Source organism: Nostoc sp. 2RC (genome assembly GCF_014222165.1).
GTDB classification, from domain to species: Bacteria; Cyanobacteriota; Cyanobacteriia; order Cyanobacteriales; family Nostocaceae; genus Nostoc; species Nostoc linckia.
Genome location: NZ_JACKZU010000169.1, coordinates 1 through 16,810 on the forward strand (window position 1 = coordinate 1; position 16,810 = coordinate 16,810).

12 protein-coding genes are annotated in these 16,810 nt (G+C 39.4%); 3 read left to right on the plus strand and 9 right to left on the minus strand.

Annotated elements, in window-relative coordinates; translation table 11 throughout:
• Nucleotides 1–220: 220 nt before the first annotated feature.
• Together GNE10_RS19120 and GNE10_RS19125 are read left to right on the plus strand one after the other, a co-directional pair.
• Nucleotides 221–2,251, plus strand: a complete 2,031-nt coding sequence (locus GNE10_RS19120) for a PAS domain S-box protein (RefSeq protein WP_185566527.1) — start codon at nucleotides 221–223, stop codon at nucleotides 2,249–2,251.
• A 438-nt stretch (nucleotides 2,252–2,689) separates the two neighbouring features.
• Entirely contained in the window at nucleotides 2,690–3,016 is a 327-nt protein-coding gene (locus GNE10_RS19125; protein WP_099071132.1) for an STAS domain-containing protein, read from the plus strand.
• Here the strand turns inward: GNE10_RS19125 and GNE10_RS19130 are convergent, their stop codons facing one another.
• The 7 genes from GNE10_RS19130 to GNE10_RS19165 form a co-directional block, all read right to left on the minus strand.
• Nucleotides 3,017–4,153, minus strand: coding sequence for a SpoIIE family protein phosphatase (locus GNE10_RS19130; RefSeq protein WP_099071131.1), 1,137 nt, complete (start codon nucleotides 4,151–4,153; stop codon nucleotides 3,017–3,019).
• Nucleotides 4,154–4,590: 437 nt separating this feature from the next.
• Nucleotides 4,591–5,358: a DUF1350 family protein gene (locus GNE10_RS19135; RefSeq protein WP_185566535.1), complete on the minus strand. Its 768-nt coding sequence runs from the start codon at nucleotides 5,356–5,358 to the stop codon at nucleotides 4,591–4,593.
• Between the two features lie 316 nt (nucleotides 5,359–5,674).
• Nucleotides 5,675–6,394, minus strand: coding sequence for a hypothetical protein (locus GNE10_RS19140; protein WP_185566536.1), 720 nt, complete (start codon nucleotides 6,392–6,394; stop codon nucleotides 5,675–5,677).
• A 425-nt stretch (nucleotides 6,395–6,819) separates the two neighbouring features.
• Complete coding sequence (locus tag GNE10_RS19145) at nucleotides 6,820–8,694, minus strand: M48 family metallopeptidase (RefSeq protein WP_185566528.1); 1,875 nt, start codon at nucleotides 8,692–8,694, stop codon at nucleotides 6,820–6,822.
• Between the two features lie 6 nt (nucleotides 8,695–8,700).
• Nucleotides 8,701–9,294, minus strand: a complete 594-nt coding sequence (locus tag GNE10_RS19150; RefSeq protein ID WP_185566529.1) for a LemA family protein — start codon at nucleotides 9,292–9,294, stop codon at nucleotides 8,701–8,703.
• Nucleotides 9,295–9,653: 359 nt separating this feature from the next.
• Entirely contained in the window at nucleotides 9,654–10,118 is a 465-nt protein-coding gene (locus GNE10_RS36050; protein ID WP_260446928.1) for a hypothetical protein, read from the minus strand.
• Between the two features lie 236 nt (nucleotides 10,119–10,354).
• Nucleotides 10,355–11,842, minus strand: coding sequence for a glycosyl hydrolase family 57 (locus tag GNE10_RS19165; RefSeq protein WP_185566530.1), 1,488 nt, complete (start codon nucleotides 11,840–11,842; stop codon nucleotides 10,355–10,357).
• A gap of 157 nt (nucleotides 11,843–11,999) precedes the next feature.
• On the opposite strand from GNE10_RS19165, the gene GNE10_RS19170 reads away from it, so the two are divergent.
• Complete coding sequence (locus tag GNE10_RS19170) at nucleotides 12,000–12,383, plus strand: hypothetical protein (RefSeq protein ID WP_185566531.1); 384 nt, start codon at nucleotides 12,000–12,002, stop codon at nucleotides 12,381–12,383.
• 260 nt (nucleotides 12,384–12,643) lie between these two features.
• Here GNE10_RS19170 and GNE10_RS19175 read toward each other — a convergent pair whose 3' ends face one another.
• Both GNE10_RS19175 and GNE10_RS19180 read right to left on the minus strand, forming a co-directional pair.
• On the minus strand, nucleotides 12,644–13,519 hold the full coding sequence (locus tag GNE10_RS19175; protein ID WP_185566532.1) for an SDR family oxidoreductase: 876 nt from the start codon (nucleotides 13,517–13,519) through the stop codon (nucleotides 12,644–12,646).
• Nucleotides 13,520–14,700: 1,181 nt separating this feature from the next.
• Nucleotides 14,701–16,419 carry an alpha/beta hydrolase gene (locus GNE10_RS19180; RefSeq protein WP_185566533.1) on the minus strand — a complete coding sequence of 573 codons (1,719 nt, stop codon included), beginning with the start codon at nucleotides 16,417–16,419 and terminating at the stop codon, nucleotides 14,701–14,703.
• Nucleotides 16,420–16,810: the final 391 nt, after the last annotated feature.

Sequence of the window (16,810 nt, forward strand, 5' to 3'; positions counted from 1 at the left end):
CATCCCCCCATTCCCCATTCCCCATTCCCTAAGATCTTTTGAAAAAGTCAGGAATTAGAAATTGACAGTAGGGAGTTATAAGCATAAATTTTCTGTTTTGGTATTATCTGTTGATAAATAACAGACATAGGGAATACTAAAGCAGCAGAAGCGATGCCTCGGATAACTTTTTTGAAAGGGAAGGTGCATCCAAACTTCAATTACAAACAGGACTTAGGGTATGCAAAAGGACAACACAACAAATGAGTCCTCGAATCAGTTATGGGAACTCGTCAGCACTTGTCCAGTTGAAAACCAACAAGAAAATGTCTCTATTGCCTTTCTATTGCAAATTGTTAACGATTTCAAGAAGCTGCAACAAACCCACGAGGCACTCCAGCAAGCTTATGCAGAACTAGAAAGACAAGTAATCAAAAGTAACGAGGCACTGCAAGCTGAAATTGCTCAACGACAACAAGCAGAAGCAGAATTAATGCTTTACAAACAAGCGGTAGAAAGTTCCAGCGATGCTATTGGCATAGCGGATGCTGCGGGTAATCACATCTACCAAAATTCGGCATTTTCCAAATTGTATGAATGTGAAACTGTGCAGGATTTCATGGAATTTGGGGGCTTTTGTGCTGTGTTTACTAACTCGGCAGTTGCCAAGGAGATATGGAAAGTTACTATTTCGGGTAAATCCTGGATAGGTGAAGTTGAACAACAGTCTGCTAGTGGTCGGATGATGCAGACTTTCCTCAGGTCTTATTCTCTGAAAGATTCCACAGGTGAGAATGTTGGTTTTGTTGGTGCAGTGACTGACATCACCGAACGTAAACTAAAAGAAGTGCAACTCCAACAGAAAGAGCAATTCCTCCGCACTGTCTACGAAGGAGCTGAACATTTGATATTTGTAGTGGATGTTCAAGAAGATGGTGAGTTTCGTTTCACAGGTTGGAATCCAGCTACAGAACGTGCCACTGGTATCAGTAGTATGGAAGTGATTGGTAAAACACCAAAAGATTTACTTGGTGTTGTGGAAAGTGCAGCAGTTCGTCAGAGATATATAAGTTGTGTGGAAGCAGCTACACCTATTACCTACGAAGAATGCTTGACTTTCCAAGGTAACGAAAGTTGGTCGTTAACTACGATTAATCCCCTCAAAGACAGTGAAGGCCGAATTTATCGGTTAGTGGGAACAACATTTCAAATTACTGAGCGTGTACGAGCAGAAACTCAGTTAAAGCAGCGGACAAAAGATTTAGAAAAAACTCTGGAGGAACTCCAGCAAACTCAAATGCAGCTTGTCCAAAGTGAGAAAATGTCAAGTTTGGGACAATTGGTGGCGGGTGTTGCTCACGAAATCAATAACCCTGTAAATTTCATTTATGGCAATCTCGCTCACGCCGACAACTACATTCAAGACCTAGTCAGATTCATTAGACTATATCAGCAACTCCATCCCCATTCCATATCTGAAATTGAAGAAATAGCAGCAGAAATTGACTTAGAGTTTTTGATAGAGGACTTGCCCAAACTTCTCAATTCAATGAAGATTGGCGCTCAGCGAATTAGAGAAATCGTTTTATCGTTACGCAATTTTTCTCGCATGGATGAAGCTGATATGAAAGAAGTAAATATCCATGAGGGAATCGATAGTACTTTGATGATTCTGGAACATCGGATCAAAGCTACACCTGAACGGCCTGCCATTCAAGTTATCAAAGAATACAGTGATTTGCCTTTGGTAGAATGCTATGCTGGGCAACTTAATCAAGTATTTATGAATATTTTGGCAAATGCCATCGATGCTTTGGAAGAGGCAATGGGGAGTAGGGAATGGGGAGTAAGGAATGGGGAGATGAGGGAGACAAGGGAGATGGGGCAGGGGAGAAGAATGTTTCCCCTCTGCCCCCTTCCCCACGCCCTATGCCCAATGCCCGATGACAGCAGCTGCTCCACTGTGAGAAACTCCAAAACCGAACTGTCTACCCTATGTCTAATTCCAACGATTCGCATTCAAACTGAACTCACTAGCAAAAAACAAGTTGTTATTCGTATCGCTGACAATGGATTAGGAATTCCGAAGGAAGTGAAACAGCGACTTTTTGATCCGTTCTTTAGTACTAAGCCCATTGGGAAAGGTACGGGTATGGGTTTATCTATCAGCTACCAAATTATTTCACAAAAGCACTGCGGCAGCTTGGAATGCATTTCCCAGCTAGGGAGTGGGGCTGAATTTGTAATTACTATTCCTCTTAGTCAAAAATAAACTAATACCTTTATGCCTCAAAGTCATTTAATTTGTTTGTTGGAGCTTGGTGTCACCAAAATTAAAATAGTTGGTTTTAGTCTCTCAAATCCGTATCTAAATTTATCCAATTATGTAAACTATTAGACATAAATAAACTCAATATTAATTATGATTTTTCATCAATATTTTAAATAAATTAAACATATTTATAAATAAAAATACTAGATTACTGAATAATTGAATAATCTTTTTACTAAGAGCTTCTAGGAGCGATCGCTGCTGTTAATTCCATGAATAATCGAAAAATTTTCTTTACGTTTCAGTTAGTAATTTACTCAAATGAACAAGATACCAAGATTCAATTTTATTGTTGATATTTAATATTTAAAAAATCCTACTCTCGGTATATAATAGCAAAATCCAAACAAAATTTAGACAAAACAGCGTCAAATAATTATGAGAGAAGAAGTCAAAATTATTAAACTCAGTGGGAGTCTGAACTCCACAACTTCACAGGAATTTAGACAAAATATTACTACAATTATCGAAGTTGGTGCCAAAACTGTTTTACTTGATTTTCAAGATGTAACTTTTATGGATAGTTCTGGTTTGGGGGCTTTAGTTTTAGCTTTCAAAACCTTGAGGGCAGCAGATGTTCAACTGGCAATCTGTTCAATTAACGAGCAAGTCAGGATATTATTTGAATTAACTAATATGGATAAAATATTTGAAATATTTCCTACCCAAGAAGCATTTAATGAAGTTTTATTGTCTAAAACTTAGTTAATCAAATTTAATTTGTAAAATAGACAAATCATCATCAAAACCATCTTTGGAGTTGAGAGCGACTAAATAACTCAGTACCCGTTCGAGTTGGCTATCAACAGAATTTTGTAAGCTAACTAATAGCTGAATAAAAGCATCTAAACTCCAAAGTGTGCCGTCGGATTTAGTGATTTCATAAGCACCGTCACTAAAAATATAAAGAGTACTGAATTTTTCAATATTGCAAAAATTATCAACATATTTTGCTTCTGGAAACATTCCCACTGGCATACCTGGGGTTTTCAAGAGTTTGATTTCGGATTTTCTAGGAGATGTACCGGTAATTAAAACTGCTGGCGGATGACCTGCACTAGCATAAATTAGCTGGCGATTGACTCGGTTGTAAACTCCGTACCAAATTGTAAAGTATTTGTCATTTTGATAATTCATCTGAAAGGTATCATTCAAGGCCTTTAAAACATCACTAGGTTGATAATAATTGAGACTTTTGAGGGCACGAGAACGAAGCAAATTCATCACGGAAACCGAGGGAAGAGTGGCTTTAAGTCCGTGTCCAGCAGTATCTAATAAATAAATTGCTAAATAATCAGCATCAAGCCAGTAATAATCGAAACAATCACCGCCTAGTTGTCGTGAGGGAATAAATCGAAAATTTATATTGAAGGGTTCAGTCATGGGAAAAGGCAGGAGCGATCGCACATATTCTGCGGCTTCTGACATTTCTGATTCTAAAAGCAACTTTTGAGTCTGCAAGTCTCTACTTAATTGATGCAAGCGCAATCCTGCTCTCACCCTTGCTTGTAATTCATTATGTTCAATGGGTTTGGAGATAAAATCATCAGCACCAGCATCTAGACCTTTAACACAATCGGCAACGGAATCTAAAGATGTTAATAAAATAAAAAATGTGGTGGAAAATTTCGGGTCTGTTTTAATCCGGTGGCAAACCTCTAAACCATTCAACCCCGGCATGATCCAATCACAAATAATTAGTGCTGGATGGCAAGCCTCTGCTTTTTCTATTCCCTCCTCGCCGCTACTGGCAGTAATGACTTCATACCCCTGTTTTTCCAACATTCTTTTCAGGAGTATTTTGATTGAATGGTCGTCGTCAATTATTAGTATTTGATACATAGAATGTTGCACGAACAACTAATTAAGAATTTGTTGTAAATATAGAAAAATAAAATAAAATATGATATTACTACTCCCGTAATCCTCAAAGGATAAGTAATTTTTTTCACCAACTCGAAAAATAGCCAAAACGGTATTTTTGGTTTCTAATATGAGCGGCGCTCCAATACAGTTCGGATAAGCAGTATGAACTTCCCTTGTGGTCTGGGAAAATGTTAAGGGGTAAGGGGATTTGGATGTATTTGAAACATGAGTCCCTTTCCCCTTTCCCCTTTAACCGAACCGTATTGAGCGGCGATCGTCGTCAAAAAGCAAAGAAATAGATAGATAATCTGGCAATTCAAATTCAGTAATATATTAGTAATATTGCTGTATTAATACTACTAACATATTTTTATTTTTCCGTCGAATTTATGAATTTTTAAAGTCATAAAAGATTATGGAGGTGCAAGCGGATTCAGCCACAGAAGAATGCTGGTTTTAAGTTGATTCAAATCACGGTATGCTTCTTGCTTGAACCATTGCCCCAAGGCATCAAAGGGAGTGAAAGATGTTCCAGTTTGCCATTTGATATCTTGACCTAGAGGAGTTGTATGATTTCCTGGTAAAGTTTGTATTGTCACCATTTCACCAAAGCGTTGTTGCAAGATTTTGGTTAAAGCTGCTGATTGGTCAATGGTATCGTTGCTAAATTTGATTAATAAATTACGTCGGATATTATATCGTTCTAGGACAAGTCTATTGGTTTCCAATGGTGAGGGAGTAAACTCGATGGCAAAAGTAGAATTGAATTGTTCTACTAGGGGAATGGCTTCTTTAGCAGCGTAGTTATTGAAGGATATTAAAATATTGCCTGCGCGTTCAACTTCAAAGAGGCTACCTATTAATAAATGCAGTTTACAGCCCATACTGTGCCCAACGCCGTAAATAGGAAAGTAAAGCTTGCGTAATGCTCCAGAGTCATGTAGGCGTTCCAGGGTGCGGTCAAAATTGAGCAGCACGGATTGGGCGATCGCAGTATGATCCAAGGTATTAACGAAAGGCGTAGCAATAACAACGTAACCTTTACTTGCCAGTTGTTCCAGTACCCAGCGATAAGTGAGGTGCGGTGCAGTGGCGACGAAAGCACCTCCCAAAAAATGGATGATACCTATGGGATTTCGGGGAATGACTACCCAGTTACCTCTAACTTCTTTCCAGTCCATGCCGATAAGCGATCGCTTCACGAATAATATTTATGTTAGACGGGGATTGTAACCGTGGGAAGGATTAGCAAAAAAGCTATTGGGACTTTAACGTGCAACAACATCTACAGACTTCCCATCTCTTGGCGGCTTCCAAGTAAAATCTAATACCATTTTAGATTTTAGATTTTAGATTTTGGATTGGGAATTGGTTTGTGTGTTTGGGTTGGAGTAAATTTATCTGTTGCATTCTTTTTTCAAATTGGTATAACTGTTGAAAGTTCACAGTCAACAGTGAACCGTCAACAGTCAACATTCTTTAACCAAAGTACAGTTTTTAACGCTGACTCTGTAATTTTTTCATTTCATGTTGTACATCTAATGCAATTTGTAATGCTTCGTTGAGTAACCTGCCATGCTCAGTAGCTTGTTCGTGTACTTGCATAGCTGCTAAAGTTGCTAAATTATTGGCAAATAATTCTGTATTACTCAAAATAAAGTTTTTATTTTCCCTCAAAATCCTTTCTGTCTTCAAAGCCCGAACTAAGTCAGCCTTTGTGAGTTTAAGCGCTTCGATTACACTTTCTCTTTCCTGGATAACCACTTCTGGGTTACCAGCTTCTTCTATTTGATCGTTAATATCTATTGCCTTAATAATAGAATTATATCTTTTCACATCATTTAATAGTATTTGTAGAGAATTATTCATACTTTTTTTAATTAATTTACTTCTATTTTTCCAAAGCATATATAAAACACTTTGCGTTAAACCACCGACCCAAAGACCTAAAATAATTAAGAAAATCCAGGATGGAATTGTTATCCAAGAAACAAATATTTTCAAAATTAAATCAAATAAAATATAAGTAAAAACAAATGTGGAAAACCCAATAAATATTACAGTTGCTCCTTCGGAACCTTTAATTTTATCTATATATGTTTTTCCAAATTTTAGCAAGACATTTGTAATAATTAACAATTCTTCATTGACAGGTAAATTAGTCAGCTTTTGCAGTTCGTTATGACTAATTTCCAAGCCCTGTAAATCATCCCGCACAGCTTTCAAATCCTTGCAAGAATAGTTATTTACAGCATTTTTCAGGTATTTGACCACGATTGAGAGGGGTTATGGGGAGTGGTGTAGTTCAATTACTTGAAAAGCGCTGTGATCTACTATAGCAACCAAATTTCTAAAATGCTAAACAAGCGGGTATTTTGTCCAAATTTTTTAAGTAAATTAATACTGGTAGCAGCGAACAGGCAACACCGAAAGTCTGTGTTTTGAAAAGTCACGACTTGGCAAAAATAGCCGAATCGTTAGTTTTCGTTGAATATAGGGGTTTTTGGAGCAGTTTATCTCCTGAACTATACTTGGGCTACCATGTCTAGGAATCAAAATTTTGTTGTACAATCTGATACTCTTTCCTGGTAATAATTAAATCAATTAATTGTGCTTTAACTCACCTTTGGGGAAGATTATTTTTATTTGAAAACGCCACGTTGAGGATTTAAAAAAGGCGGGATGGGACAGTCTAAGGTCATGGCGATCGCTCTTAATAAATCTGCTTCTTTTGGAGTAACTTTATTATCTACGAGTACCGTGTGGGCACAGGCATCAATAATAGCTTGCTTGAGTTTAGGACTAGCAAGTTGGAGACGTTCAATACTTTTCTTGAGATCCGAAAAATTGCAACAAACAGGTGTATCTGGTTTTTCTTGTTCTGCGGCTTTGGGAAGTCGAAAAACTCCAGAACGAAACGCATAAGCTATGGCATCGGGTTTGCTATATCCGACGCGTGCGAGTGCCGATAATATTAAGATGCTATCTGGCCAAATTTGTTCAATGGTGGTAAATTCTACTGTTATGGCCGACGTAGGATTTATACAAGGTTGGAGACGATGCCATAGTATTAACTGCAACACAAAATCCCACAACGATAAATTGCCGCTAGCTTTCACTAAACCGTGGACGCATTTGCAAAGCCTTTGGCATTCCTTGGCGGAATTTTGGCGCAATGCGGGTACTGTCAAATCTACAAGTGGTAAGCGAATGCTGGGATCTAACTGGCTAATTTCGCTACTCAATTCCAGAGTTTTTTCTACCAACTCTGTGGGCTGCACTTGGCGTAACCAGTCAATTTGGCGTTTTTGGACTTCGAGATTTTCCGTATTCAAAGCTAGGGCAAAAACGATGCCCATTGCACTTTCCTGCTCCCGCACCCTCAAACGCAAAGATTCTGGCAACTGCGACAACAGTGCTTGAGCGTGGGCAAAATGCTCTGGTGCAACGGTTCCCACTTGATTGACTACTTGTTGCGACATGGCGTTACCACCAGCAAACCCCATTGCTAAAGATTCCTGACAAGCCGTGCGATGGCGAGATGGCATTGCTGGTAAATTGCTGACGTTTACACCTCCAAGGCGGCGGATGCGTTCTGCCAGAGGTGGGTGGGTACACAACATACTGTCCCAAAGATAAGGGTTGAGGGCATTGCCAAAAAACATGTGACTGGCGGCTTCTCTACCAGGCGCAATCAAACGGGAATCCATTTTTTGGAGTTTTTCCAACACTCCAGTCAGTCCATTGGCGTTGCGAGTGAACTGTACGGCGGAAGCATCGGCGAGAAATTCCCGTTGGCGAGAAACGGCGGCTTTAATCAAGCGTCCGCAAAGTAAGCCGATACCACCAATGGCCATGAGTGCTAAACCAAAGGCCCACAAAGGCAAACCCTTATCTTCGCGGGAACCAGCACGAAGCCGCAACAATAATTCCCCAGTTAAATAGATAAACAAAATTCCGTGTAGCAGTCCCACCAAACGTAAATTCAGGCGCATATCTCCATTAAGAATGTGACTGAATTCATGGCCGATGACTCCTTGCAGTTCATCGCGGTTCAAGTGTTGCAAACTGCCACGGGTAACTCCAATAACGGCATCAGTGGGGGTAAACCCCGCAGCAAAAGCATTAATGCTGGTTTCTCTGTCGAGGAGATAAACTTCTGGCACAGGAATACCAGAAGCGATCGCCATTTCCTCGACAATATTTAATAGTTGTTTTCCTTGTTCGTCGGCGGTTTCTGGTAGTAAAAGCCTTCCCCCCAACTCTTGGGCAATTACGCTTCCGCCTTCACGCAGATAAGCAATTTTATAGAGACTTCCTAAAGCGATGGCAATGATTGTAATCCCAGCCACACACAGAAATAATCCTGAATGCCACCAAATATGAGGAGCCATGCGAAACAGAAATAAAGTAGCAATATAAATTGCCACAATCATCACTGCGATGGATAGAGAAAACAACCCGATTAATTTTTGTGTATTTTGGCGTGCCCGATCCTGATGTTCAAAGAAATTCATAGACACCTAAAAAGACACGCGGGGAGCATTTCTCACTTCTGGATTTGCTTCTTTTAGCAACTCTGCAAGGGTAAAATTAAACGTATTTGCCACAAGGTTGCTGGGGAAAGATTCACTTTTGGTGTTGTAAAGTGTCACAGCATCATTAAAAGCTTGACGAGCAAAAGCAATGCGGTTTTCAGTAGAAGAAAGTTCTTCCATCACCTGACTCATAGAGCGATCGGCTTTCAATTCCGGATAAGATTCTGAAAGTACCATGAAGCGACTTAACGCACCCGCCAGCGCTGCTTCTGCATTACCCAACTGCTGCATCGCTTGGGGATCGCCGGGATTTTGTCCAGCACGACTATTAGCATTTATCGCAGAGTTTCGAGCTGCAATTACAGCTTCTAAAGTTTCTCGCTCATGTTTCATATATCCCTTGGCAGTTTCCACCAAATTAGGAATTAAATCATAGCGACGCTGTAATTGAACATCGATTTGAGAGTAAGCATTTTTGTAGCGGTTGCGATACTTGACTAAATCGTTGTAGCTATTAATGAGAATAAGAGCAACAATGGCAACTAAAGCCACAGCAAATATGAAAACTCCGATAGTCATAAACTTCAATCCATAAAACTTGCAGAGGATAATTTCAACTATTTTGATGAGATAATCTAAATAGTTGGATATGACAATGAGTTTACTTGTAACAAGTTAGCTTCGTCGTCTGTAAAATTAATTACGCAAGTTTACTGACTCAGATTATAAGTAGTTGGACACAATTATTTAGAAGACGCATTTCGACTTCTCCCAAGGGGAGACGCTACGCGTAGCTTGCTTCCCGTTCGCGTAGCATCTCAAAGAGAAGGGTACGCTCAATGCTTGGTAAGCTGATTCCAAGAGGGTTGAGCGCAGTGGAAACCCGGCAAGTTCGAGTTAGGTTTAATTTAGTCTTTCTATTTATATGAGTACAAAAGTTATCTATAAATTTGCATAAATAGTGAAGAACCACTGACAGCAAAAATAAAAAGTACAGCAGCAGAAAAAAATACGACATCTCTAACAATAAATATAATCCAATCTTTTCTTAGTTCTTGTTTAAACTTGAGTTCTTTGAGGTGGCGCTCAAGTTCTATATCTTCTTGTGATTGTGAATTGCCTATTGATAAAACCAATGGCTTGTTACCTTTGGAAGTAATGATTTTTGATAAATCTTTTATATCTGTAATTTCAGTTTCTAGGTTTTGGTTTTCATCTACAATCCAGAGATGTTTACCTTTTTGTTTGGCTTCTACTGTAACTTCTAGAAGTGAGAGCGCTTTTAACAGCACCTCAGCATTATCTCCATCAATTTCTGATGCTAGATTAATTATTGTCTCATAAAGTTCTGGCGATAAATCTAAATTTATTTGAATGCGCTTATTTTGTCTTTGTATACTCATTTCTCAAATGTTTGCATAAAATCTTACAGTCAAGTATACAAAGATTCACCCCCAACCCAGGTATAAACCCTGTTTTACTTCTGAATTCTGAATTACGCATTATGTGGATTAGACGCTAAAACCTTTGATTTATCGTTGTAGAGACGTTGGCACTGCAACGTCTCTACAGGACGCACAATCCTTGAGATTTCGTTAATTTGGATAATTCACATCAGACGTGAATTTCAAACATTTTCTTACGACAAACTTTTGCCTCGTTGATAAATTTGCCCTGCATAATCAGTCCAAGCGCCTTGTCCCCAATAACGAAAACAACTAGTTTCTAGCAAAAGGTTGTGTAGGAGAGCGTTACGGTATTCAGATTTTCTAGTAATAGGTTCTAAAGCCTCGGTTAGCTGTAATTTATCAAATTTTTGATGAAATAAGCTACTTAATTCATACATGGGAGATAAGACATTTTCATATCCTTTAACCCAGCTAATATGATTTGTCCATGAGGCTCCATCCATGTGAAAATTAGAATTATTTGCTTTTAATTCTTGAATGGCATTCTCCACAGCTTCAGGTTGAAAATTTTCTGGTGAAACTCGCTGCCAAATTTGATGTTGTCCAACTGGCTGGCAAGCTGGATAGTCTTCAGGTTGGCATCCAGCAGCTTCTATTAATTCTAAATATTCTGTGCCACACATCCCCACAACACCTGATTTGCCTCCACCATGATTTACCATATCCCACCAAGCTTGTTTGAAGGCACTGGGAAATTCATTCATCATCACGCCGCCATTTTCACCATCTCCAATTTGATTAACTATTGGTGGCACAAATACGCTGCCTAATTGTTGTTTAGATAAGGTTTTTGCTTCATAATAAGGCTGCATTTGGGCAACTAATTTAGTATCTGAACCTTGGGTTTTAATTAATGCTGTAATGCTAATGGTTTCGCCTTGAGAATTACGAGCAATTAAGCGATGTGGTAAATGTTTGTGCCTCAAAGATTCACCATTAATTGTTTCTACAGAATGTTCTTGAACGAGTAACCAACGATATCCACATTCTTTGAGGGCTTTCACAAATTCAAACAGGACATCAGGATGATTGGGTAAATGCATTTCTGGAGGTGAAAATCCTTTGACTCGTGCTAATGCTTCCCAACCAAAAATTGCAGCAAAGTGATGTTGCCATGCAATTATATGCAATTTGATGTCTGCTATGGGAGTGGAAGGAACAACAGCATGGCTCCACATTGTACCCAGCCATTCTACATAAGGTTGATAGGTAGAATCGCAAGTAATACGTTTCAAATTATCCAGAATATCACTGCGTCCCATTTGCCGCAGTCCCCACAAAAGATTACCTGAGTAATCCAACATCACACGGGGATTACAACCTTGATTGACAAGTTCGGGAATGAAATCTCCCATACGGCTGTAACAATAAGCAAAAGGCCCTGCATTATGGTTATCGCCTTCGTTGGGATGTTCAAACATGTATTGCAAATTGCTGATGAACGTACCACCATATCCAGCAGGGATCGTAGGCTGGTGCATGTGTAGAGCGATCGCAAATGCAGCATTTACGTCATCTAACTTAATATTCGTTGTTGGTAAAAATACAGGTATATCATGGTTAACTACAGAGAGAACCTCTGTTTCCCAACCAGAAATGTTCGGTAAGCCATCAATGATTTCGGGCAAAGAAGAGAGATTAGTCGGTAGTGTCAGCATTTCTGGTTGCTCCGAAACAAGGTATGTCTAATTATGCGATCGCACGGCAATTTATAAACTTATTTCTGGCTTTTGATTGCATAAAAGTTTTTCCTCAAACCTAATAGCTATTGGAAACACACTACTACTAATTTTTTAATTTCTGGGAGTCACAACAATGACAGTATTTTCCAAGTTTTCTAAGCTGGCCGCTCTAGTTGCTATTTTGACGCCAATGTTCGCTGTAGATACTGCTGTTGCACAACAAAGCTATCCTCTGACCTGTCGTGGTGGTGGTACGCTGGCTATACAAAATGATGGTAGTAACAGTGTGCGAATCAATTTCCAACCAGGAGCAGGAGCCGTTCCCCAAGGTTTGTCACCTGGTCAATGTACCTGGTCGGATCGAGCGTTGAGGTCTGGTGAGCCAACAACCATTTGCGATAGTGGTGTCAGTGCGGCGCAATATGTAGGTTTGTTAGTTCGCTCAGATCAATATGCAATTTTGCAAGTTTATAACAACGGTCGTGGATGTATGCAAGTTACTAAGGTTGGCCCTTAGTGCAAGACAAAAGTAAAAAGTCAAAAGGCAAAACAAAGAACAAATAAAAACGATTTCAAATCCTCAAGCACAAGTAAAAAGTTAAAGTCTAAAAGTAAAAAATATTACTTTCATGTTGATTTTTACTTTTTACCTAGTTGTTTTGACTTGTGATGGCGTTTTTTCCAAATCCCCTAAATTTATTTTTGGGGATTGACCTTTAACTTTTTACTTTTTAATGGCTTTTAAGCCTATTCCCTATTGCCTATTCCCTGCGATAGTTACAGCGATTTGGCTTGACATTGATTTTTCCTCAACAAAAATACATCAGCAAAACGCTGGATTTTTGCGAAAAAACTCGGTTTTTGACTAAGCTTTTGCCTTCTTGGTGCTGGTGGAGCTGCTATTTGTAAAATCAGTTCTAATAACCAAGGGGCGAGGCGTTGACACCACACTGCTAGATGACTTTGCCATCCGACTAAAATTTCTGCTGAATTATTTTGCATTCCAGTGACAAGTGCTTGAGCCACTTGCTGGGGAGTCATGGGAATCACCCAGCGAAATAATTTTAAGTCGCGTACCATGTCTGTGTCTGTGAGAGAAGGTAGTAATGCAATCACTCGGATATTGTATTGGGCAAGTTCCCGACGTAAGGCTTGGGTAAATCCCAAGATGGCAAATTTGGTGGCCGAGTAAGTGGCCATTGTCGGTGCTGCAACTTTCCCCATTAGACTCGATACATTGACGATTGTTCCTTGCCTTTGGCTGGCCATGCGTCGAGCCATCAAACTGGTGAGGTTGTACATTCCCAGTAAGTTTACAGAAAGTTCTTCTTGAACTTGGGGGAGTTTAGATTGCAAAAACGAGCTTTGGTATGCGACTCCTGCACAATTAACCAGCAGATGAATCGGGCCATAGTTGCGCCAAACTTGAGCAATAGTGACATTCACCTCAACTACCTGAGTCAAATCCAAAGCAACGATCGCAACTTCCACACCCATCGCCTGAATTTTGTTCGCCACCTCAACTAACTTATGGCGATCGCGTGCTACCAATATCAGCCGCTTGATGCCTTGTTTCGCTAGTTCCAGAGCGATCGCCCTGCCAATACCACGCGAAGCCCCCGTAATTAGGGCTACTTTACCTTGAATCTCCATTGATTTTATCCTCCAAAATCTAATCAAGGATTGGGTATGGGGCATTGATAATTGGTGAGTACTCATTACCATCTCACCAGTCCCCAGTCCCCAATCGCTTTAGCAACAAGGTATTTCTTGGTTAATCTGCAATCCTTCGTAATTTCCTATACGAAGTAGAAATTTTTCGTTTTTGACTCGTTAATTACTAACCTACTTGGCTGAATCAATATAGCTCATAGATTTTACTTCTCCTCGATTTGAGCATTCATCAGCATCGTTTTCATACACACGTTAGCAATTAAATCAAGCGATTGCAACAAGTTTTAATAAGAATTTTTTAATACTTGTTAACACAAGTATATATATATCAAAGATTTAATTAAATAAGTTTTTATGAATACGTAAGTACAAATATCTCAAAGCCATGACAATTTATTTCTGTTTTGGGAAATTGTGATATCGAAGCCACAGCTTAGATGTAAAAAAGACATATCTAGCAATTGGATTTGATGTGTAAGAATTTCCAGCGCTAGATGCCTATTGATTACAGAATTGTATTACCTTATTTCTCAGGCATTGTTTAAGATTGTTATCTCATTTTTCTTATGATTGTAATAATTATATTTTATTAATAATTGCCCTATTACTGTCAGTACATTTACTGATTGCCTCCAAATAAAGGCTTGCTTTCGGGATTTTTTGCATCAGATAAGATGGCTAAATGTTTATATAAAATGTAAATTAAAAAACTATATTAATTTCCTAAATTTTAGCAAATATCATAATTATTTATATTTAATTTTGAGATTAGCTAATTAATCCTTGAGACTTATATTGTTTATGATTACCAACCCCTCCGGGCAGGGAATAGGGAATAGGGAATAGTGAAAAAACCTGTCCGAATACTGGGTTCAAAGCCCTCAGTCCTAAGGCAGTTGCAAGAAATTAATGACCACTACTTGTGGGTTGGACATGTTGTCGGCCTTTGTTTGTGGCATGGGAGACGCAATTAAAAAACACTTAATTTTTATCAATAAGTTAATCACCTTAGCAATAATCTTTGTTTATACCTGGGAACTTCCAGAGAATAAATTACTCAATTTATTCACATAATATTTTCTTTTTCTTCCCTACCCCCTGCCCCTCCCTAGACAGTAATTGGTTATTTTTAGCATTGGAAGTTCCCTGTTGCCTGTTGCCTATTGCCTGTTCCCTGGTATATTTCTTTCTTGTCCCTGAGGAGTCGTCAGTTGAGGATTTGATGGTCGGAATGATTGGGGAATTGCTCCACTCCAGATTTGATTAAATTGCTCTGGTGTTAATGATTGCAAAAGACTGAGATTCAAAGGCTCTTTACTAATAAATGTGGCGTAAGATGGCTGCAAATAAGACCGGTATTCTGGGCGATTGAGGAGATGGGTTGATAAGAAAGCTACGCTTAAGGCGTTGAGATAGGAATAAACAGGAGTAGGGTTAGGGCCTAGTAAGGCAGGCGGTACGGGTAATACGCTATTTTCAGGAGTTGGTTCAGCGATCGCGGAAAAGTGAGTACCGTTTTCAATCAAAGCCAAGTACTTATTGGAGTCAGTCAACCAGGTAAAAGGAAGAATCTGCTCAGATACAGGTGGAGCAAAAATATCTTGACTACCAGCTACCAACATTACTGGAATTTTAATTTTACTGATGCCGCCTTGACCCAAAACTGTACTGTCAATGGGATTAATGGCCATGACAACCTTGATGCGATCGTCTTTGAGTTGGTAATCCCTTGGGGATAACTCAGCAGCTTGACACTGCAACAACAGCGATACATTAAAGAAGGAATTATTGCGGTTACAGTCTTGGTAAAGTTGGTTAAAGTTAATTGCTGCTCCTGCCAAAGTCAAAACAGTATAACCACCAAAAGACTGACCGATAGCCCCAATTTGCTGAAAATTCAGTTTTCCTTGGAGAGTGGGATCGGATTTTTCTAAACGCTCAAGTTCATTGAGTAAAAACTTGATATCCAATGGTCGATTGATAAATTCTGCTGGTTCTGGCGGCCCTGCCAAACCAGCAAAATATAGCTGAATGCGTTCGGCATTACTACCAGGATGTTCCAATACCGCCACCGCAAAACCATAGGATGTTAAATGTTGAGCTAAGTAAGCAAAGGTAGTGCGATCGGAAGCCAGACCATGAGAAATTACAATTAACGGATATGGCGGTTTGACTTCGGCTTGGGAATTGCCTTGAGGTAAATAGATATCCACTGGGAGACGACGATTGCGAGAAAAATCATTTAGCTCAAAGCTTTTTTTCTGCCAAGAGAATTTTCCTGGCGATCGCAAATCTGGTTGTTGTGAAAAATCAATTTTGGAATTGGCTGCGGCTACCGTTGCTTGTTGTTGGAGAAAAGCTACAACCTCATCTTTTTTTTCTATCAGTTGTGACAGGTTATCGACAATCCTTAACCCCTCTGAATAATTCAGCCTAATAGTTTTGCTAGGGAATCTCCGCAGCAAATTTACAACTGTTAAGCCATTGCGATCGGCAGCAGCTACAATCAAAGCCGCACGTATAGCATAGAAACCATTTTGCCGAGACTCAGTGAGGAGCAATTCTCCTAGACGTTGTATCACCTCTTCACCGATTGGGGAATAGGTAACCTGAGATACCACAGTGGGACTAACATTGAAGCGTTGCTGGAGTAGATTCCGCAATTGTGCGAGTTGTTCGGGAGTGGCCCGGCTGGCATAGAAGGAAAAGTCTTCGTCAATTTTACCTTCTTTGGCAAAAACTTCTAGCGAGTCCACAGACAAAGAGAATTCGCCAAAGGGAGGATAATAAAAGCTAATGCGATCGGCTGCCAATCCAGGAGTAGCAGTCAAAAACGTAGATACAAAACTCAAACCCAGGTATCGCCAAAATTTTTTCATCAGAAAAACCCATTGTCTAACCCTGCCAAACAATTATTGTAAAGAAGCCCAGCTAGCTGTACCTTTCTACAATCATCTGTATTTTACCCAGTTAAAATCGCTATAAGTAGTAAATTTTTCAACCAAACAGCATTTAATAGAGCGATAATAAATTATAGAAATCGAGATACTTTTATATGTCTTTCGCTTCTTGTTCCTCTTGTGTTGTCATCCTCAATCAACAACAGGAGGAGAACGTCTCTCACCAAAAGCAGTGCCAGGATATACCAGTTCAGGACACCAAGAATACTGGTGAAAATTGTACTGTGGTTGAAAATGGTCGGGTTGTAGTTAAGCCCTCACAAGCACCAAAGGAGTGACGCGGGGATATGGGGACGCGGAGACATGGGGA